At 38.1% G+C, this 15,157-nt stretch carries 12 protein-coding genes; 7 read left to right on the plus strand and 5 right to left on the minus strand.

All coding sequences use genetic code 11. The features are described from left to right. Nucleotides 1-137: 137 nt before the first annotated feature. Both CSEC_RS08130 and CSEC_RS08135 read left to right on the plus strand, forming a co-directional pair. Nucleotides 138-2,882, plus strand: coding sequence for a ribonucleoside-diphosphate reductase subunit alpha (locus CSEC_RS08130; protein WP_053331917.1), 2,745 nt, complete (start codon nucleotides 138-140; stop codon nucleotides 2,880-2,882). Nucleotides 2,883-2,903: 21 nt separating this feature from the next. Beyond that, nucleotides 2,904-3,908 (plus strand): ribonucleotide-diphosphate reductase subunit beta, encoded by a 1,005-nt coding sequence (locus CSEC_RS08135; protein ID WP_041017971.1) that lies wholly within the window; start codon nucleotides 2,904-2,906, stop codon nucleotides 3,906-3,908. Between the two features lie 16 nt (nucleotides 3,909-3,924). On the opposite strand, the gene CSEC_RS08140 is transcribed toward CSEC_RS08135, so the two are convergent. The 5 genes from CSEC_RS08140 to CSEC_RS08160 form a co-directional block, all read right to left on the minus strand. Then, nucleotides 3,925-4,479 (minus strand): 5-formyltetrahydrofolate cyclo-ligase, encoded by a 555-nt coding sequence (locus CSEC_RS08140; RefSeq protein WP_053331918.1) that lies wholly within the window; start codon nucleotides 4,477-4,479, stop codon nucleotides 3,925-3,927. Then, nucleotides 4,476-5,774 (minus strand): toxin-antitoxin system YwqK family antitoxin, encoded by a 1,299-nt coding sequence (locus CSEC_RS08145; protein WP_041017972.1) that lies wholly within the window; start codon nucleotides 5,772-5,774, stop codon nucleotides 4,476-4,478. Before CSEC_RS08145 ends, CSEC_RS08140 begins: the two co-directional genes overlap by 4 nt. Then, nucleotides 5,771-6,394 (minus strand): hypothetical protein, encoded by a 624-nt coding sequence (locus CSEC_RS08150; RefSeq protein ID WP_041017973.1) that lies wholly within the window; start codon nucleotides 6,392-6,394, stop codon nucleotides 5,771-5,773. The genes CSEC_RS08145 and CSEC_RS08150 overlap by 4 nt, the downstream gene beginning before the upstream one ends. Then, nucleotides 6,395-8,074, minus strand: coding sequence for a type IV pilus biogenesis protein PilM (locus CSEC_RS08155; RefSeq protein ID WP_041017974.1), 1,680 nt, complete (start codon nucleotides 8,072-8,074; stop codon nucleotides 6,395-6,397). A 255-nt stretch (nucleotides 8,075-8,329) separates the two neighbouring features. Beyond that, nucleotides 8,330-8,599, minus strand: coding sequence for a hypothetical protein (locus tag CSEC_RS08160; RefSeq protein WP_041017975.1), 270 nt, complete (start codon nucleotides 8,597-8,599; stop codon nucleotides 8,330-8,332). A 182-nt stretch (nucleotides 8,600-8,781) separates the two neighbouring features. On the opposite strand from CSEC_RS08160, the gene CSEC_RS08165 reads away from it, so the two are divergent. From CSEC_RS08165 to CSEC_RS08185, 5 genes are read left to right on the plus strand one after another with little or no spacing between them, the layout of a single operon-like run. Then, nucleotides 8,782-9,738 carry a succinate dehydrogenase/fumarate reductase transmembrane subunit gene (locus tag CSEC_RS08165; protein WP_041017976.1) on the plus strand — a complete coding sequence of 319 codons (957 nt, stop codon included), beginning with the start codon at nucleotides 8,782-8,784 and terminating at the stop codon, nucleotides 9,736-9,738. 5 nt (nucleotides 9,739-9,743) lie between these two features. Continuing rightward, entirely contained in the window at nucleotides 9,744-11,642 is a 1,899-nt protein-coding gene (sdhA, locus tag CSEC_RS08170; RefSeq protein WP_041017977.1) for a succinate dehydrogenase flavoprotein subunit, read from the plus strand. A 3-nt stretch (nucleotides 11,643-11,645) separates the two neighbouring features. Continuing rightward, nucleotides 11,646-12,422 (plus strand): succinate dehydrogenase iron-sulfur subunit, encoded by a 777-nt coding sequence (sdhB, locus tag CSEC_RS08175; protein WP_041017978.1) that lies wholly within the window; start codon nucleotides 11,646-11,648, stop codon nucleotides 12,420-12,422. Between the two features lie 16 nt (nucleotides 12,423-12,438). Further along, on the plus strand, nucleotides 12,439-13,542 hold the full coding sequence (locus CSEC_RS08180; protein WP_041017979.1) for a CPn0927/CPn0928 family alpha/beta hydrolase fold protein: 1,104 nt from the start codon (nucleotides 12,439-12,441) through the stop codon (nucleotides 13,540-13,542). Continuing rightward, nucleotides 13,542-15,077: an ArnT family glycosyltransferase gene (locus CSEC_RS08185; RefSeq protein WP_053331919.1), complete on the plus strand. Its 1,536-nt coding sequence runs from the start codon at nucleotides 13,542-13,544 to the stop codon at nucleotides 15,075-15,077. The genes CSEC_RS08180 and CSEC_RS08185 overlap by 1 nt, the downstream gene beginning before the upstream one ends. The last annotated feature ends 80 nt before the right edge of the window (nucleotides 15,078-15,157 follow it).

Here is a 15,157-nt window from a genome sequence, read left to right on the forward strand (position 1 = left end):
GGTTTTTATCTACTTTTCGAAAAATGTCAAATTTTTCTTTCCTCAACATAATTTTTATTTATTTCAGCTAAGCAAAAAGCCGAACGCTTTTGTTTGCTTGTAGAATCTATTAAAAATAAAATTAACATGGAGAGGGAATGACTCATTTTACCATTGAAAAAACGATTTGCAAAACGGTTATAAAACGAAATGGAATGACAGTTCCATTCGACCTTAAACGCATTGAAAATGCTTTAAAAGCTGCCTTTAAAGGAGTAAGAAACCTTCACTCGAAAGAGGATCTTTCACTAGAGGATGAAAACTTTATTCAAGGGCTCTTAGAAGACCTTTTAAGGGATTTTCAAAAAAAAGAGTCTTCCTTTTTGCCTGTGGAAGAAATTCAGGATTTCATTGAAAAGTCCCTTATGCAGAAGGGATTTTTTGATATAGCAAAGAGCTATATTCTTTATCGCGAAGAGCATTCCAAACGAAGGTATTTGAAAAATAGACTGGAAGAAGGCGCCCAAGAGGACCATCTTTACCCCTTTTTATTTCAACTAATGGAGCATTTAAAAGAAGCTTCAAAAAATTTGAAGCTAATTGATGAAGCTGCCTTGAAAAATGAGCTCATAAAACAGCTTTATCCGGGAATATCCTTTTTGGAAGCAAAACAGGCACTAATTTTAATAGCCGCATCTCAAATAGAAAAAGAACCGGAGTATGATTTTCTTGCGGCACGACTTATTCTTTCTAATATAGATGCGGAAGTGTTTGGTAAATTTGATAACAGGGAAATAAACCATAAAATATCTTTTAAAAATTTTATTCGGAAAGGAGTAGAAGCAGAAAGGCTGGATCCCAAACTTATGGAATTTGATCTTTCCTATCTTTCAAGCGTCCTTAAGCCTGAAAGAGACGAATCTTTTAAATTTCTTGGTTTAAAAATTCTCTATGACCGCTACCTTATTCACATAGATGAAAAAAGAATTGAGACACCGCAATTTTTTTTCATGAGAGTGGCCATGGGACTTGCCCTTCATGAGAAGGAAAAAGAAAAAGCCGCCGTCGCATTTTATCACACCCTCTCTTCCTTTGAATATATGGCCTCAACCCCGACTCTATTTAACTCGGGGACCCTGCATCCTCAATTAAGCTCCTGCTACCTTTCTACTGTAAGCGATAGTTTAGATCATATTTTTAAAGTTATCGGAGACAATGCCAAACTCTCCAAATGGGCGGGAGGCATTGGCAATGATTGGACAAATGTTCGGGCAAGCGGCGCTCGCATTAAGGGAACAAACGGACTGACCCAAGGCATCATTCCATTTTTAAAAATCGTTAATGATACAGCCGTGGCTGGCAACCCACAAGGGGGAAAAAGAAAAGGATCCATCTGTGTTTATCTAGAAGTATGGCATTTGGACATCGAGGATTTTTTAGAACTTAGAAAAAACACGGGTGATGATAGAAGAAGAACCCATGATATGAATACCGCTTGTTGGATTCCAGACCTTTTTATGAAAAGGGTCCAAGAAAATGGAATTTGGACGCTCTTTAATCCTGTAGAAACAAAAGATCTTCATGAGCTTACAGGAAAAGCTTTTGAAAGCCGCTATCAAGAATATGAGGAAAAAGCAAAAAGAGGGGAATTAAAGCAATCTAAAACCTTGTTTGCATTCGATCTTTGGCGAAAAATGCTCTCCCAACTATTTGAAACAGGCCATCCCTGGATTACCTTTAAAGACCCCTCTAATGTTAGATCGGTAAGTCGAATCAAACAAGTGATTAGAAGCTCTAATTTATGCACCGAAATTCTTCTTCCGACAAATGAAGAGGAAACGGCGGTTTGCAATTTAGGTTCTATCAACCTTGTTAAAATGTTCAAGGACGGCTCTTTAGAAGAAGAGCTATTAAAAAAAACCATTTATAACGCCGTCCGCATGCTTGATAATGTGATAGACATCAATTTTTACCCAACTAAGGAAGCTAAAAGATCAAACTTAAGACATAGGCCTGTCGGGCTTGGATCCATGGGCTTTCAGGAGCTTTTATTCCAACTTAAAATCCCTTATGAATCGGAAAAAGCGCTTGAGCTTGCGGATGAAATCCAGGAAAAAATGGCTTATTATGCCATCTCAGCTTCTATGGAATTAGCTAAAGATAGGGGCCGATTTGAAAGTTTTGAAGATTCCCTTTGGTCTTATGGAATAATGCCCTTAGATACACTTGATGATCTTGCAAATGAAAGGGGGGAACCCATTCAAATTAATCGAAAAACCTCACTTGATTGGGAATCGCTTCGCCAGGAAGTTATTCTTCATGGCTTAAGAAATAGCCAGCTTCAAGCAATTGCACCAACTGCAACCATTGCTCAAATCACCGGAACAACACAATCAATAGAGCCTCTTTACTCCAATTTATTTGTAAAATCCAATCTTTCAGGAGAATTTTGCACTATTAACCCCTATCTAGTAGCCGATTTAAAAAAGCTCAATCTATGGGATGAGGAAATGATAGAAAATTTGAAATATCAGGATGGATCTATCCAGGAAATCGAAAGCATACCCATCGAATTAAAAGCGCTTTATAAAACAGCCTTTGAAATTGATTCAAGCATCCTTATTGAATGCGCCGCAAGAAGGCAAAAATGGATTGATATGGGGCAGTCCCTAAATCTTTACATCTCATTTTCAGACGGTCGAAAACTTTCGGACATGTACTTTGAAGCATGGAAAAAAGGTCTTAAAACCACTTATTATGCGAGGTCTAGGTCTGCAACTCAAATTGAAAAATCGTCCTATAACATTAATAAAAAAGCCATTCAGCCAAAAGGCATGAAAAGTAAATCTGCTTCAAGCCGATTAAGCTGCGGTCTTACCTCAAATTGTGAAACGTGCGAATAAAATAAAGAGAGTTATTAAACTATGAATACAAATCAAAAAAGAATTGTCAATTGCAAAAGCGTCGATGTCAACCAGCTCATGCCCCTAAAATACCATTGGGCCTGGGAGCATTATATCAATGGGTGTCATAATAATTGGATGCCGACAGAAGTCCCCATGCAAAAAGATATAGAGCAATGGAAATCTAATTTTCTAACGCCAGATGAAAGGCTTGTCCTTATGCGAAATTTAGGTTTTTTCAGTACAGCTGAAAGCCTTGTCGGCAATAATATTGTCCTTGCCATTTTTAAATTTATTACAAACGCCGAAGCAAGACAATATTTACTTCGCCAAGCTTTTGAAGAAGCGATTCACACACATACTTTTCATTATATTGTGGAGTCTCTTTCTTTAAACAGCCATGAAGTTTTCAATATGTATCATGAAATCAACAGTATTCATAAAAAAGATGCTTTTGAAATGAAGCTGACAGAGGAAATGATGCAAGACGGTTTTTCAACCTCTACAACAAAAGGCTTGCAAACTTTTCTTAAAAACCTCATTGGCTTTTACGTTATAATGGAAGGAATCTTCTTCTATAGCGGGTTTGCCATGATCCTGAGCCTTCAAAGGCAAAATAAGATGACGGGTATTGGGGAACAGTTTCAATACATTTTAAGGGATGAATCGATTCATTTAAATTTTGGAATTGATTTGATAAACACTCTAAAGGAAGAAAACCCGGAAATCTGGACAGTCTCTTTTCAAAAAGAAATGCAAGATATGATTGAGGAAGCGGTTTTACTTGAAATTGCTTATGCCGAAGATTGTCTTCCAAGAGGAACGCTCGGCTTAAACGCATCTCTTTTTCACGATTATGTCGGTTACATAGCCGATCGAAGGCTTGAAAGGATCGGTTTAAAAAAACGTTATTTTAAAGCGTCTCCTTTTCCATGGATGAGCGAGTGCATTGATTTAGAGAAGGAGAAGAATTTCTTTGAAACAAGGGTAACTCAATACCAAAGCAGCAGCGCTCTTGTTTGGTAAAGCTTAAATCATGGGATTAAAAAAGAAAAAGGGCGGATAGCGCTTTATCCTTTTCATCAACAGGAAGGATTTCTTTGGAATACTGCTCTCGGAACCCTATTCCTAAAAAGAGACACGATTCTTTAAGCTTGCTTAAAAAACGATCATAGCACCCTTTGCCATAGCCGATGCGATGGCATTTGCTATCGAAGATCAAACCCGGAACCAAGACTAAGGATATTTGATCCGGGCTTATTTCTTTAGAGCGATCAGGGTCAGGCTCTAAAAGGCCAAAAGAGGAGATTTTTAGCTCTTTTTCACGGCTTTTTACTGCATAAGCTTTTAAGTCATGGGTGCTATCCACCCTTGGCAGCAAAAGCTTTCCCTCTTCTTCAAGAAAGTGATTGATTTTAAGCATCGAGATTTCAGTTTGAAAGCTCTCAAAGGACAATATAGAGGAGTGCTTTTTTGATAGATAGGCAATAGCATCAAAAAGCTCATTTTCAGCAGATCTTTTTCTATCTTCTGAAAGGTCTTCCCTTTTTCTTTTGAACTCTTCTCTTAGAGCATGCTTTAATTCGCTCACAGTCATTCTACCGGCTTTCCTTGTTGATAGTTTATTTTTCTTAAGAAATTACCGCTTGGATCAAATAGGGTCGCAATTCCTTTGCCGTCCTTAACTTCTGAAACGGCTGTCCGATCCCCTTTCTTAAAATATTTTCCCTTAACAAGTTTGTCTTTCTCATATTCTTCAAGCATCATCATGTTTCCGTTTTCATACCATGCGGTTAAAATTCCATTTTTAACATTCTCGCTCATTTCACGCTGGCTTTCTAGAACCCCGTTTGAAAACCAAGTTTTAGTAACGCCCTGGATTTTGCCGTCATGCCAATTGATTGAAAGATGCTTTACACCTTCTTTTCCAACTTCTTCAAAGGAATAATACTCAATCTCTTCCCCATGCTTTAGACCGTTTTTTATGCGGTAAGAGCTTGTCAAGATGCCATTTTTATCAAATTCTTTGATTTCGCCTTCCACGATGCCATTATTTATTTCATTAAGGCTAAGTAATCGATTTTCGTTGAAAATAGCCCGAACCCCTTTTCCATTTTTCACTCCCGCAATCTCTTTTTCATTTTTGTCGTAATACTTGCCTTCCATTAATCGGTCTAATTTATAAGTCTCTTGAGCAGCAAGTTTCCCATTAGGCCAATAACCGTAGAGAGGGCCTGTTTTTTTATCATCTTCATATTGGATTTTTTGAAAAAGTTTACCGTCAGGATGATAAATTTCTAAAGTGCCGTGGATTTTACCTTGGCTAAAGGGGACTTTTTTATGAATTTTTCCGTTTGTATGGTAGTAAAGAGATTCGTCTTCTAAAACGCCTTTAGTATAGCTGATTTCAGCAAGAAGACGCCCTTTATCGTCATAGGCGTCGGCAAGTCCATCAAAAAGCCATGTTTGGGCTGAAGACGGACCCAAATCAGCAAGGCCTCCTATCACATAAACCCTAAGCTTTAATTGCCCATTTTCATGCCACTCGTAGTAGGGTCCCATCGCGCTTTGATTTAAAGCTTCGATATACTGTTTAATCTGTCCATTCGCGTGATAGCTTGTAATAATGGATTTTTGCTCCCCTTTGCTATTTCTTGCAAAGACACGGGTCACTCTTTGATAAGATTGAGGCCTAAAAAAATCGACATCTTGGTATTGTTTTAGACGCTCTCCCGACTGGATAGTTTCTGAAACGCCGCTTCTATCAATGAAGTTAATGCTTGTTAAGGGAGGAAGTTTTTCCTTTTGCTTTTTGGCAGGCGCCCCAAAAAGGCTGCTCGCCCCTATCAAAACAAAACATGCAAAAAGTATTACAAAAGGTTTTAGTCTCATAAATATTCTCTTTTTAATAATTTCATATCTAAAACAAAGGTCTCATTGTTATCCGCATGTCTTTTTCGATCTATTTTAAAGTCCATAACAAGCAGTTGCGGCCTGTTGGCAAGCGGCTTGAATTCACCGATTGTTACCCCCTCGATTCTAGATAAAAGATTTTTCAAATCGGTAACGTTTAATTCAACAGGATGAGTTAAGGTTTCCATCGTTTCTTGATAAAAGGGAAATGATTGAACGACCCCTTCTGTAAAATTCAGACTGTTTTGAGACCCGGATAAAAGTTCGAGTCGCTTCTTGATGGCAGGGTCTCCGGGAAAATTTTTATGATTTACAATTTTTTGAAGCGCTTCGATTTCCGGATCTAAAAAAACCAACGTTTCAAGGTGTTTATCTATATAAAAGTGATCGGCTTCCCTAAAGGCATTCATGACGCTTATATTGATAGACTGTCTTTTGCCGTGCTCGGCCGTCATCTCTTTCACATGCTGAACTTTTTCTTTCATCATTTCCAGCTCTTCAAGCTGTCCATAAAGAAGCATGGCCACAAAACAAAGGGGTAAAAAACCAACGATTGTTAAATAAAGAAACCATCTCGATTGAGGAATTTTATTAAACATTTAAAAGCTCCTTAATGAGGGGTAAAAAGTTTTATCTTTCAAGAAAAAGGACGTGCGGTATCGGCCTCGGCTTGAACTCCATTTTATTTCAGCTTTCGGATCCACAAAATCATTTGGCTCAATCAAAGCGTCATGAAACTCTCTTGCGAGTTTTGGCGTCGCGCTTGTAAATTCAAGCTCTATTTTAACTTGATAATGATTTTGTTTTTTCTTCTCTTCAGGCCTTTTGACAAGCGTATAGCTTAAAGACTCAACTTCAATGCCTTTTTTTTCATTTTCGTCTTTTTCAAGCTTGATTTTAGGGTGAGTTGAAAGCCAGCCAAGGACATCGCTCACCCTTGGAGTATTCGGTAATAAGGCAATAGTGTCAGGCGCCTCTTTAATTTGTTTTTCCATTCTTTCGATCTCAAAAGCAATATCTTCTTTAGACATATCCTGAATGGGTATTATTTTCCGGTTCTCTTGCGAGTTTGATTTTTTTTCATAAGCTTTGATGGCGTAAGAGAGGGATTGGTTGAATGTGGATCTGGCCTCCTGGAAAGATTCCCTTAATTCGTTTTCCTTATAGTCTATATAGGAGGAACCGGCAAAATAAAGGCTTGAGGCTGCGGTAAGACATGCGCCTATATACAAAAGAGCCGGTTTTAATAGGCGTTTCCAGGATTTTGAATAGGCGAGATCCCCTTTTCTAAAATTAATAAGAGCCTTTGACTTTGGCAACCCCATAAGCCCAAGACCAATTGCAAGCGCACCTTTTAAAAGCAATTCTTTAGGGAACTCGTTACTAAGAGAGGCAACCTCTATTTCATCTTTTTTAATTTCATTTAAAAAAAACTGCTTAAGCGAGGGCAGGCTGACAATCTCACCGGTTATTAGAATTTTTACCGAATCATCCTCTTTAAGCTGTTTTGAGAGCTGGCTAATCCCTCTCTTGAGATTTAGTTTAATCTCATTTAGAACCCCTTTTGTTTCGTTGAAGCCCTCTTGAATGTCTTGGGAAAAATCGAAAGTTTCAAAGGACGGCAAAGAAGGGCTTGCTTCCTCGCTAAAATATTGCTTTAGTTGAGACAGTGATATTTCAAGGTACTGCGAGGCCAAAACTTTCCCCTCTTTTAAAAGGGTAGCAAGGCAATTCTCGTTATCCACATGTAAAATAAAATAAGCTCTATCCGTTTTAACGAAATGACCGCCAAATTCTGCAAGAGCGCTTGAATAGGAGGTCACAACTTCGGGGTCCAATCCGTAAGACTCCAGGTCTTTTAAATGGAGGCTTAAAGCGTCTTTTTTAACAGCAAATAATGTGATGACGCATCCCTTTTCTTCATGGCTTACAATCTGCCAGTCTAAAATAGATTGTTCGATCGGAAAAGGAAGTAAAGGCTCTGCTTGAAAAGACAAAGCTTCCTCAATGTCTTTCTCTTTTTTTAAAGGAAGAAAAAGGCTTCTGATTAAACAAGCTGAGGGGTCAATCGCGGTGATTAAAACCCTGCCTTCTACGCTTTTTTTCAATAGTTCTTTATATTCTCTGTCAAGCGGCTTTACATCTTCTATCACAGCTTGGAAAGTAGAGAGTTTTTCTAGGGATTTTGCCTTTTTTTTCCATGAAGCTTGAACCATTGTCACTTGGGTAGAATCAAAAGAAATCCCGATTGTTTTTTCAGCATCAATAGGCTCTTGCATGAACCGTCTTCCTTTTTAAAGAATTAAATAAACACTATAACATAAATTTAAATATCGGAAAACTTTATTAATTAGATACTTGAGGAGGGCAAAACTGTTTCCGTGATCCTATAAAATTGAATTCTAAAAGCTTATAAAAACACTGTTTTATCAAGCCAAATTTCCCTTTAGTGATATAAACTTGCCAAGACAGAGGTTTTCTAAGCCCTCTTCTTTTAAGTGGGACTTAATGGTTTCCATGATAAGTGTCACTTTCTAACGGTTTTTTGTCCCGGGAGAGCCTTTTTTCTTCTGTCTTAATGCCAGCTTATCAGCACTAGAGACGCCTGAATTTAAAATTAATTTTTTATTTCCTGAAGCGGTATTTTTTTTATCTCTCGCTTGATGAACTTTGGAAATAGTTTTGGGACTTTGAGTCAATTCCTCTAGTTTTAAATCTTTAAGTGATTGAAATAAAAAAAAAGAGGTAGCCAAAAGTCCTAACGAAGCAAAACTAAAAGCGGTGGTCTTAAGAGAGGTTTTCATTGATCGCATTTTTGATAGAAATGTTAAGAGGGTCGCTTGCTAAAAGCTGTTCAAATAAAATATTTTTTATTAATTGAAGTCAAGAACGCAAGAAAAAATTTTTAATTGAAAACTTTTCTTGCACCTCCTTAAGGAACAATGCTAAAAGAAGTTTACATCTGAAAATTTTGGTGTACGCTTTTATGATCTCAAATATCAAAGTTGAAAAAACTCCCAAGCCTTTCATCTATCGGAGGCTTCATTCTTTTATGGGGCTTATGCTCGTTCTCTTTCTTTTAGAGCATCTGATCACAAACTCGCAAACTGCCTACTTTATTGGAGATGATGGTAATGGGTTTATTAAATCAGTTAATTTTATCCACAGTTTACCCTACTTGCCTGTCCTGGAAATTCTTTTATTAGGGATACCTTTTGCGATCCACATTATTTGGGGTATAAAATACGCCTGGGAATCCAAGTCAAATAGTTATGAGAATACAGGGATTACACCCTATCTTCCCGATTATCCAAGAAATCATGCCTATACCTGGCAAAGAATCACCTCCTGGATTTTAATTGTGGCGGTTCTCCTTCATGTCTATCAAATGCGTTTTAGCGCCTATCCAGTAAAAGAAAAAATAAATGGTGAAGCCCTTTACCTTGTTCCTGTCACACTTGATGATGGGCTTTACACTCTTTCAAAGCGTATTAATGTGACACTTTATGATCGTAAACAAATCGAAGCCCTATCTTCGAAAATTTCAACTTTTAAAGAAAATCAAGAAGATTCAAAAGTGCAAAATGCCCTTGCCAAGCAGACAAAAGAAGAAGAAAACCAATTCCTTTCAGCCTTAAATAGGCCTTCTTTAAAAGAAAATGAGGGCATGGCTGTATCAAAAAATCCGGGGACAGCTTTTCTTTTGAACGTTCGAGAAGTTTTTAAGAGCCTGACCATGCGAATATTTTATACTTTATTTGTAATCTTTGCAGCTTTCCATGCTTGTAATGGCTTATTTACTTTTGCTATCTCTTGGGGGATTACTTTGTCTCAAAGATCGCAAAAATTAATGAGAACTTTCTCAAATGGCTTGATGGCGCTTCTTATTTTTTTAGGTTTATCTGCAATTTGGTTCTCAACATTAATTAATTTAAAACAGTAGCCCTTATGGTCAGAAATACAGAAAAAAAAGTTGTGGTTGTGGGAGGAGGTCTTGCCGGCCTTACAGCCACTATGAAACTTGCTGAAAAAGGATGCGAGGTCTTTTTAGTCTCCGTCACAAAAGTCAAACGATCCCATTCTGTTTGCGCTCAAGGCGGAATTAATGCCGCGATCAATGAAAAAGGGGAAAACGACTCTCCTATCATTCATGCTTATGACACCATAAAAGGAGGCGATTTTTTAGCAAATCAGCCGCCTGTCGTAGAAATGTGCTTTGCAGCCCCCTCAATCATTCACATGATGGATCGCTTTGGCTGCCCTTTTAATCGAACGCCTGAAGGAAATCTTGATTTCAGACGTTTCGGGGGTACCCTTTACAATAGAACCGCTTTTTGCGGGGCATCGACCGGCCAACAACTTCTTTATAGCTTAGATGAACAAGTAAGACGCTTTGAAGTCAAAGGGCTTGTCCATAAGTTTGAAAACCATGAATTTTTGCGCCTTGTTCTTGACGAAAATGGAATTACAAGAGGCGCTTGCATCATGGATCTTTTTAACTTAAATCTTTTTACCTTGAAAGCCGATGCCGTTGTGATCGCAACAGGGGGTCTTGGCCTTCTCTATAAAAAATCCACTAATTCCACATTTTGCACAGGGGCTGCGAACGGCAGGCTTTACCGTCAAGGAATGAAATACGCGAACGGTGAATTTATACAAATCCATCCGACCGCCATCCCCGGAATTGATAAAATGAGGTTGATGAGTGAGTCTGCAAGGGGTGAAGGCGGCCGTATTTGGGTTTATGGCGATAGCTCAAAAAAAATTAAAGCTCCTGACGGCAATGAAGTGCCTTGCGGTAAAACAAATGAACCTTGGTACTTTTTAGAAGAGCTTTATCCGGCTTACGGCAACTTGGTGCCTCGCGACATTGGTGCGAGAGAAATTCTAACTATCTGCGAAATGGGCCTTGGCGTTGATGGCAAGATGCAAGTTTACCTGGATGTCAGTCATTTATCTAAAGAAAAATTGGCAAAACTTGCGTCCATTTTAGAAACATATGAGAAGTTTACAGGGGATGACCCTTCTAAAATTCCAATGAGAATCTTTCCGGCCGTTCATTATACGATGGGCGGCGCTTGGGTCGATTGGCCGGCAGCAAATGACCTTGACCGCTACACACGCTTTCGTCAAATGACGAATATCCCCGGCTGTTTTAATGTCGGAGAATCCGATTACCAATATCATGGCGCCAATAGGCTGGGAGCCAATTCTCTGCTTTCTTGTATTTTTGGCGGCTTAATCACGGGCGTTGAAGTAGTTCGCTATATTGAGAGCTTAAATACGAGGGCGAGCGAAATCAGCCAACACTCTTATGAGAAGGCGATTGCAGAGGAAGAATCCTTTAAAAAAGATCTACTTTCAAGAAGCGGTAACGAAAATGTCCATAAGCTGCATGACGAGCTTGCGGATTGGCTCGTCAGATATGTCACGGTTAAAAGAAACAACAAGGATTTAGCCCTTACCTTAAATAAAATAAAAGAATTGAAAGAGCGATTTAAAAATATTTCACTAGATGACAGAGGTCAATTTGTCAATCAAACGTATGTTTTTGCCAACCAATTCGAATACATGCTTGACCTTGCGGAAATTATAACAAAAGGAGCCCTTCTTCGAGATGAATCAAGAGGAGCCCACTATAAATCCGATTTTCCGAAAAGAGATGATGAACATTGGCTAAAAACAACTATTGCCTCGTATAACCTTGAAGATAATGGCCCCGTTATCAGCTACGAACCCGTCGATTTAAGACATATCAAAGAACTTGTTAAACGAGACTACACGAAAGCTGCAAAGCATGAGGCCCATTTAGAAAATTTACCAGAAAAAATTCAGTTCCCGGTTTAAGTTATGGAAGATAAAAAATATATTTTAAAGATCTATCGGGGTGTTCCTGGAAATCAATATTTTGAAGAATTTGAGCTTACTCTAGAAGATCCTTCGACCAACATCATCTCCGCTCTTATGCAGATTCAGATGAATCCCTATAATATCAAAGGGGAAAAATCAACGCCTATAGCTTGGGAGCAAGGGTGTTTAGAAGAGGTTTGCGGCTCATGCTCCATGCTTATTAATGGCAAACCAAGACAAGCTTGCTCAGCTATCATAAAAAACATTCTTAAGACAAGCGATTCAAACGTTATTTACCTTGCCCCCTTTACTAAATTTCCTCTTGTCAAAGATCTCATCGTCGATCGATCGGTCATGTTTGAAAACTTAAAAAAAGTAAGGGGCTGGATTGAGACGGATGGCGCTTTTGAAAGAGGGCCGGGACCAAAAATTTCCCAAACAAAACAAGAAGCCCTTTACCATTTTTCAACTTGCATGACTTGCGGATGCTGCGTTGAAGCTTGTCCTCAAAGCAATAATCGTAATAAATTTATTGGCCCTCAAATTATCGCTCAGGTTAAACTGTTTAACTTACACCCCATAGGCAAAAATGATAAGGACTATCGTTTGCATGTCATGCAAGAAGAAGGCGGCATCGCCGATTGCGGAAACGCTCAAAATTGTGTTAGGGTTTGTCCCAAAAAAATACAATTAACAGATGCCATAGCCGAGATGGGGCGAGAGGTTAATTTAAAATGGTTCCGGGATCTTTTCAGTTTTAGGGAAAGGGCGGATTAACTTAAGCAGGGTAGATATGTCAACAGCGGTTTCTTTTCATTCGCAATTTTTAGGAAATAACCCTTTTTATCAAGAAGCAGACTACGAATCCAAACTAAAAGCAGATTTTAACGTAGAAAAAGCTCTCCCCATTGCTTTCCAAGAATCCCTAATACATAAAATCGGAAGAATTGCGTTTTATATTTTCTCTATCATTGTATTTCCAATCGGCATTTTTAATTTTATCCATTGGGTAGGAGGAAAATTCATTGTCCGCTCTTCTAGCCCAACAAAAATGGGGTGTTCAGCAGACCACGCTTATCAATTAAGAAAGCGTTTTGATCCGAAAGAAAAATGGAAAGTTAAGCGCTTTAGCCTTCCAATAGATGAAGCAGGGACTAAAATTGATGTCTCGATTGTTGGAAGAATAGAAACTCTTGCTAATAAAAGATGGTTGATTAACTGCGATGGCAATCAATCTTTTTATGAAAACACGCTTCAACAATTCAATAAAGATAATATATCTAGAAAAGACTTTAAGAGGCTTTTAAAGTTAACAGACTCTAATGCCATTCTCTTTAACTATCCCGATGTTGGCGCAAGCGAAGGGTCTGGAAGAAAAGATCTTGAAAAGGCCTACAAAACCATCCTCAATTTTGTCGAAAGTGATAAAGGCTTGGATGCTGAGGAGGTCATTTCTTTTCACACCTCTCTTGGCGGCGGGGTAAAAGCTGCGATCGTTGAGGAACATGAATTTAAACCTTCAAAAAAATATGTCTATGTTGAAAATCAAGTGTTTGACACTTTAAGCAATGCTATCGGAGACCATGTTTCAAGACTTCTCCAACCTATTTCACATCTTTTCTTTTGGGATATGGACGCTGTCAAGGGGTCTAAATCTTTAAAAGTGCCGGAAATTATTTTACAAAGAGGCGATGTTTCTCAATATACCGAGATTCACGATTCCGAGAAAATTCTAGGGGACGGCTTGGTTTCTAAAACAAACAACCTTGCTAAAAGGCTTTTGGATGATCCAACCGTTGATCGCACCAAAAAGAAGTTTATTGCAACGAATGAAGATCATGGAAAAGAGCTTAAAGAACCCGAGTTTCTAGCTAAGCAAATCCTATCGTTTTTATAATGTTGTTCTTTGAGAAAAACCCATTTTTAAAACAGATTTTTATTTATAATAGCTTAAAAACTCTTATTTTAAGCCTATTTATAATTTGGGGATCGGTAGGCCTTGGACCTGATGAAGCCCAATATTTTGCATGGAGCCAGCATCTTGATATCGGCTATTATAGTAAACCTCCTGCTATTAGCTGGATCATTTTTCTTGGAACTTCTCTTTTTGGCAAAACTGAATTCGGTGTAAGATTTCCCTCTCTGCTTTTAGGCTTTTGCCTTCCTTTTATTGTGTTTCGCCTATCAAATAGAGCCGGCTTTGAAGACAAGGTTTCTTATCTTGCAAGCCTGATCATGATGCTTACTCCTTTTGGAATTGCCGCATCTTTTCTTGCTATCACCGATGTCGGCATGATTTTCTTTTTTACCTTAGCTCTTATTCCACTAATCGAGGCTCTACATAAGAATGAAACGCCAAACTATCTAAAAATTGGATTTTTGATAGCTCTTGGAGCTCAATTTAAATGGACTATCTACTTTTTTTGGCCGATAGCTCTCTTACTTCTTTTTAGTCATCCTAACTTTAGACATAATTTTCTAAAGGGATTTTGCCTTTCCTTAGTTGGTTTGATCCCAAGTTTCACGTGGAACTTTATACACAATTTTCCAACTTTAAAACATGTCGGTCAGCAAGTGATCAACTTTAACGATGGGGAAAAGGTTCTTTATTACAAAGGGAATGCCCTGGAATTTATAGGCTCGCAAGCGGCTTTATTTTCTCCCGTCTTTTTTGGTTTATTACTCCTCGCCATGTTTTCTTACTTTCGAAAAAAAGAGAATCTTCCGGAAGAAAAAAAATTCTTTTTGATTATAACGATTCTTTTTTATGGCGGCTTCTTATTAGCCTCTTTTTTTAAGAAAATTCAAGGGAATTGGATTGATATTGTCTATCCTATAGCTGTAATTTCTATCGCTTTGTTAATTCAGGAAAGAAGGAGTTATAAACTTTTTAAGGTAGGCCTTCTTTCATCAATTTCCTTAACGGCTCTTGTTTTTGCGATCCCTACCCTCCAGGAAAATAACACTTTAAACCTCCCTTTTTCTGTGAATGTTTTTCGTCAAAATGTAGGATTAAAAAATTTAAAAACCGCCTTAACGGAATCAGGCTATAAGCCGCAAGACCACTTTTTAGTCTCACATAAGTATCAAACCTCCAGTCAATTGCATTTTTATGCGCCGGAACAAAAACGGCCCTATTTCTTAAATCTCGATAACTTACGCTATAATCAGTTTTCCTTTTGGCCAAGCTTGAAAGAAGAGCAGCTTCATAAAAATGGATTTTTTATTTTAATAGAAAATGAGAAAGCCGCCCCTCAAGTTATGAACGAAATTTCCACAAAAAAAGAACAACTCCTTCCCTTTTTTAAATCGGTCATTTATCAGGGCTGCAAAACTCTATTTTCTTGCGAGGGAAAAGATGTTAAGCGCATGCATCTTTTCTTTCTGGAAGACTATACAGGAAAAGAGCCCAAAGATGCGGATAAATACTAGAAATTTAAATCCTAAATAGTGTATAACTATCTAGTAGTGAGTTATTAAAGGGGCTTGACCTCCTTTTTCCACTGCTGCTT

Origin of the sequence: Criblamydia sequanensis CRIB-18 (assembly GCF_000750955.1) — a bacterium.
In the GTDB taxonomy this organism is placed as follows: Bacteria; Chlamydiota; Chlamydiia; order Chlamydiales; family Criblamydiaceae; genus Criblamydia; species Criblamydia sequanensis.

What these genes read in the sequence shown, in the direction of transcription:
- CSEC_RS08130 (WP_053331917.1), top strand. Translation starts at nt 138, where the DNA reads ATGACTCATTTTACCATTGAAAAAACGATTTGCAAAACGGTTATAAAA.
- CSEC_RS08135 (WP_041017971.1), top strand. Translation starts at nt 2,904, where the DNA reads ATGAATACAAATCAAAAAAGAATTGTCAATTGCAAAAGCGTCGATGTC.
- CSEC_RS08140 (WP_053331918.1), bottom strand. Translation starts at nt 4,479, where the DNA reads ATGACTGTGAGCGAATTAAAGCATGCTCTAAGAGAAGAGTTCAAAAGA.
- CSEC_RS08145 (WP_041017972.1), bottom strand. Translation starts at nt 5,774, where the DNA reads ATGAGACTAAAACCTTTTGTAATACTTTTTGCATGTTTTGTTTTGATA.
- CSEC_RS08150 (WP_041017973.1), bottom strand. Translation starts at nt 6,394, where the DNA reads ATGTTTAATAAAATTCCTCAATCGAGATGGTTTCTTTATTTAACAATC.
- CSEC_RS08155 (WP_041017974.1), bottom strand. Translation starts at nt 8,074, where the DNA reads ATGCAAGAGCCTATTGATGCTGAAAAAACAATCGGGATTTCTTTTGAT.
- CSEC_RS08160 (WP_041017975.1), bottom strand. Translation starts at nt 8,599, where the DNA reads ATGAAAACCTCTCTTAAGACCACCGCTTTTAGTTTTGCTTCGTTAGGA.
- CSEC_RS08165 (WP_041017976.1), top strand. Translation starts at nt 8,782, where the DNA reads ATGATCTCAAATATCAAAGTTGAAAAAACTCCCAAGCCTTTCATCTAT.
- sdhA (WP_041017977.1), top strand. Translation starts at nt 9,744, where the DNA reads ATGGTCAGAAATACAGAAAAAAAAGTTGTGGTTGTGGGAGGAGGTCTT.
- sdhB (WP_041017978.1), top strand. Translation starts at nt 11,646, where the DNA reads ATGGAAGATAAAAAATATATTTTAAAGATCTATCGGGGTGTTCCTGGA.
- CSEC_RS08180 (WP_041017979.1), top strand. Translation starts at nt 12,439, where the DNA reads ATGTCAACAGCGGTTTCTTTTCATTCGCAATTTTTAGGAAATAACCCT.
- CSEC_RS08185 (WP_053331919.1), top strand. Translation starts at nt 13,542, where the DNA reads ATGTTGTTCTTTGAGAAAAACCCATTTTTAAAACAGATTTTTATTTAT.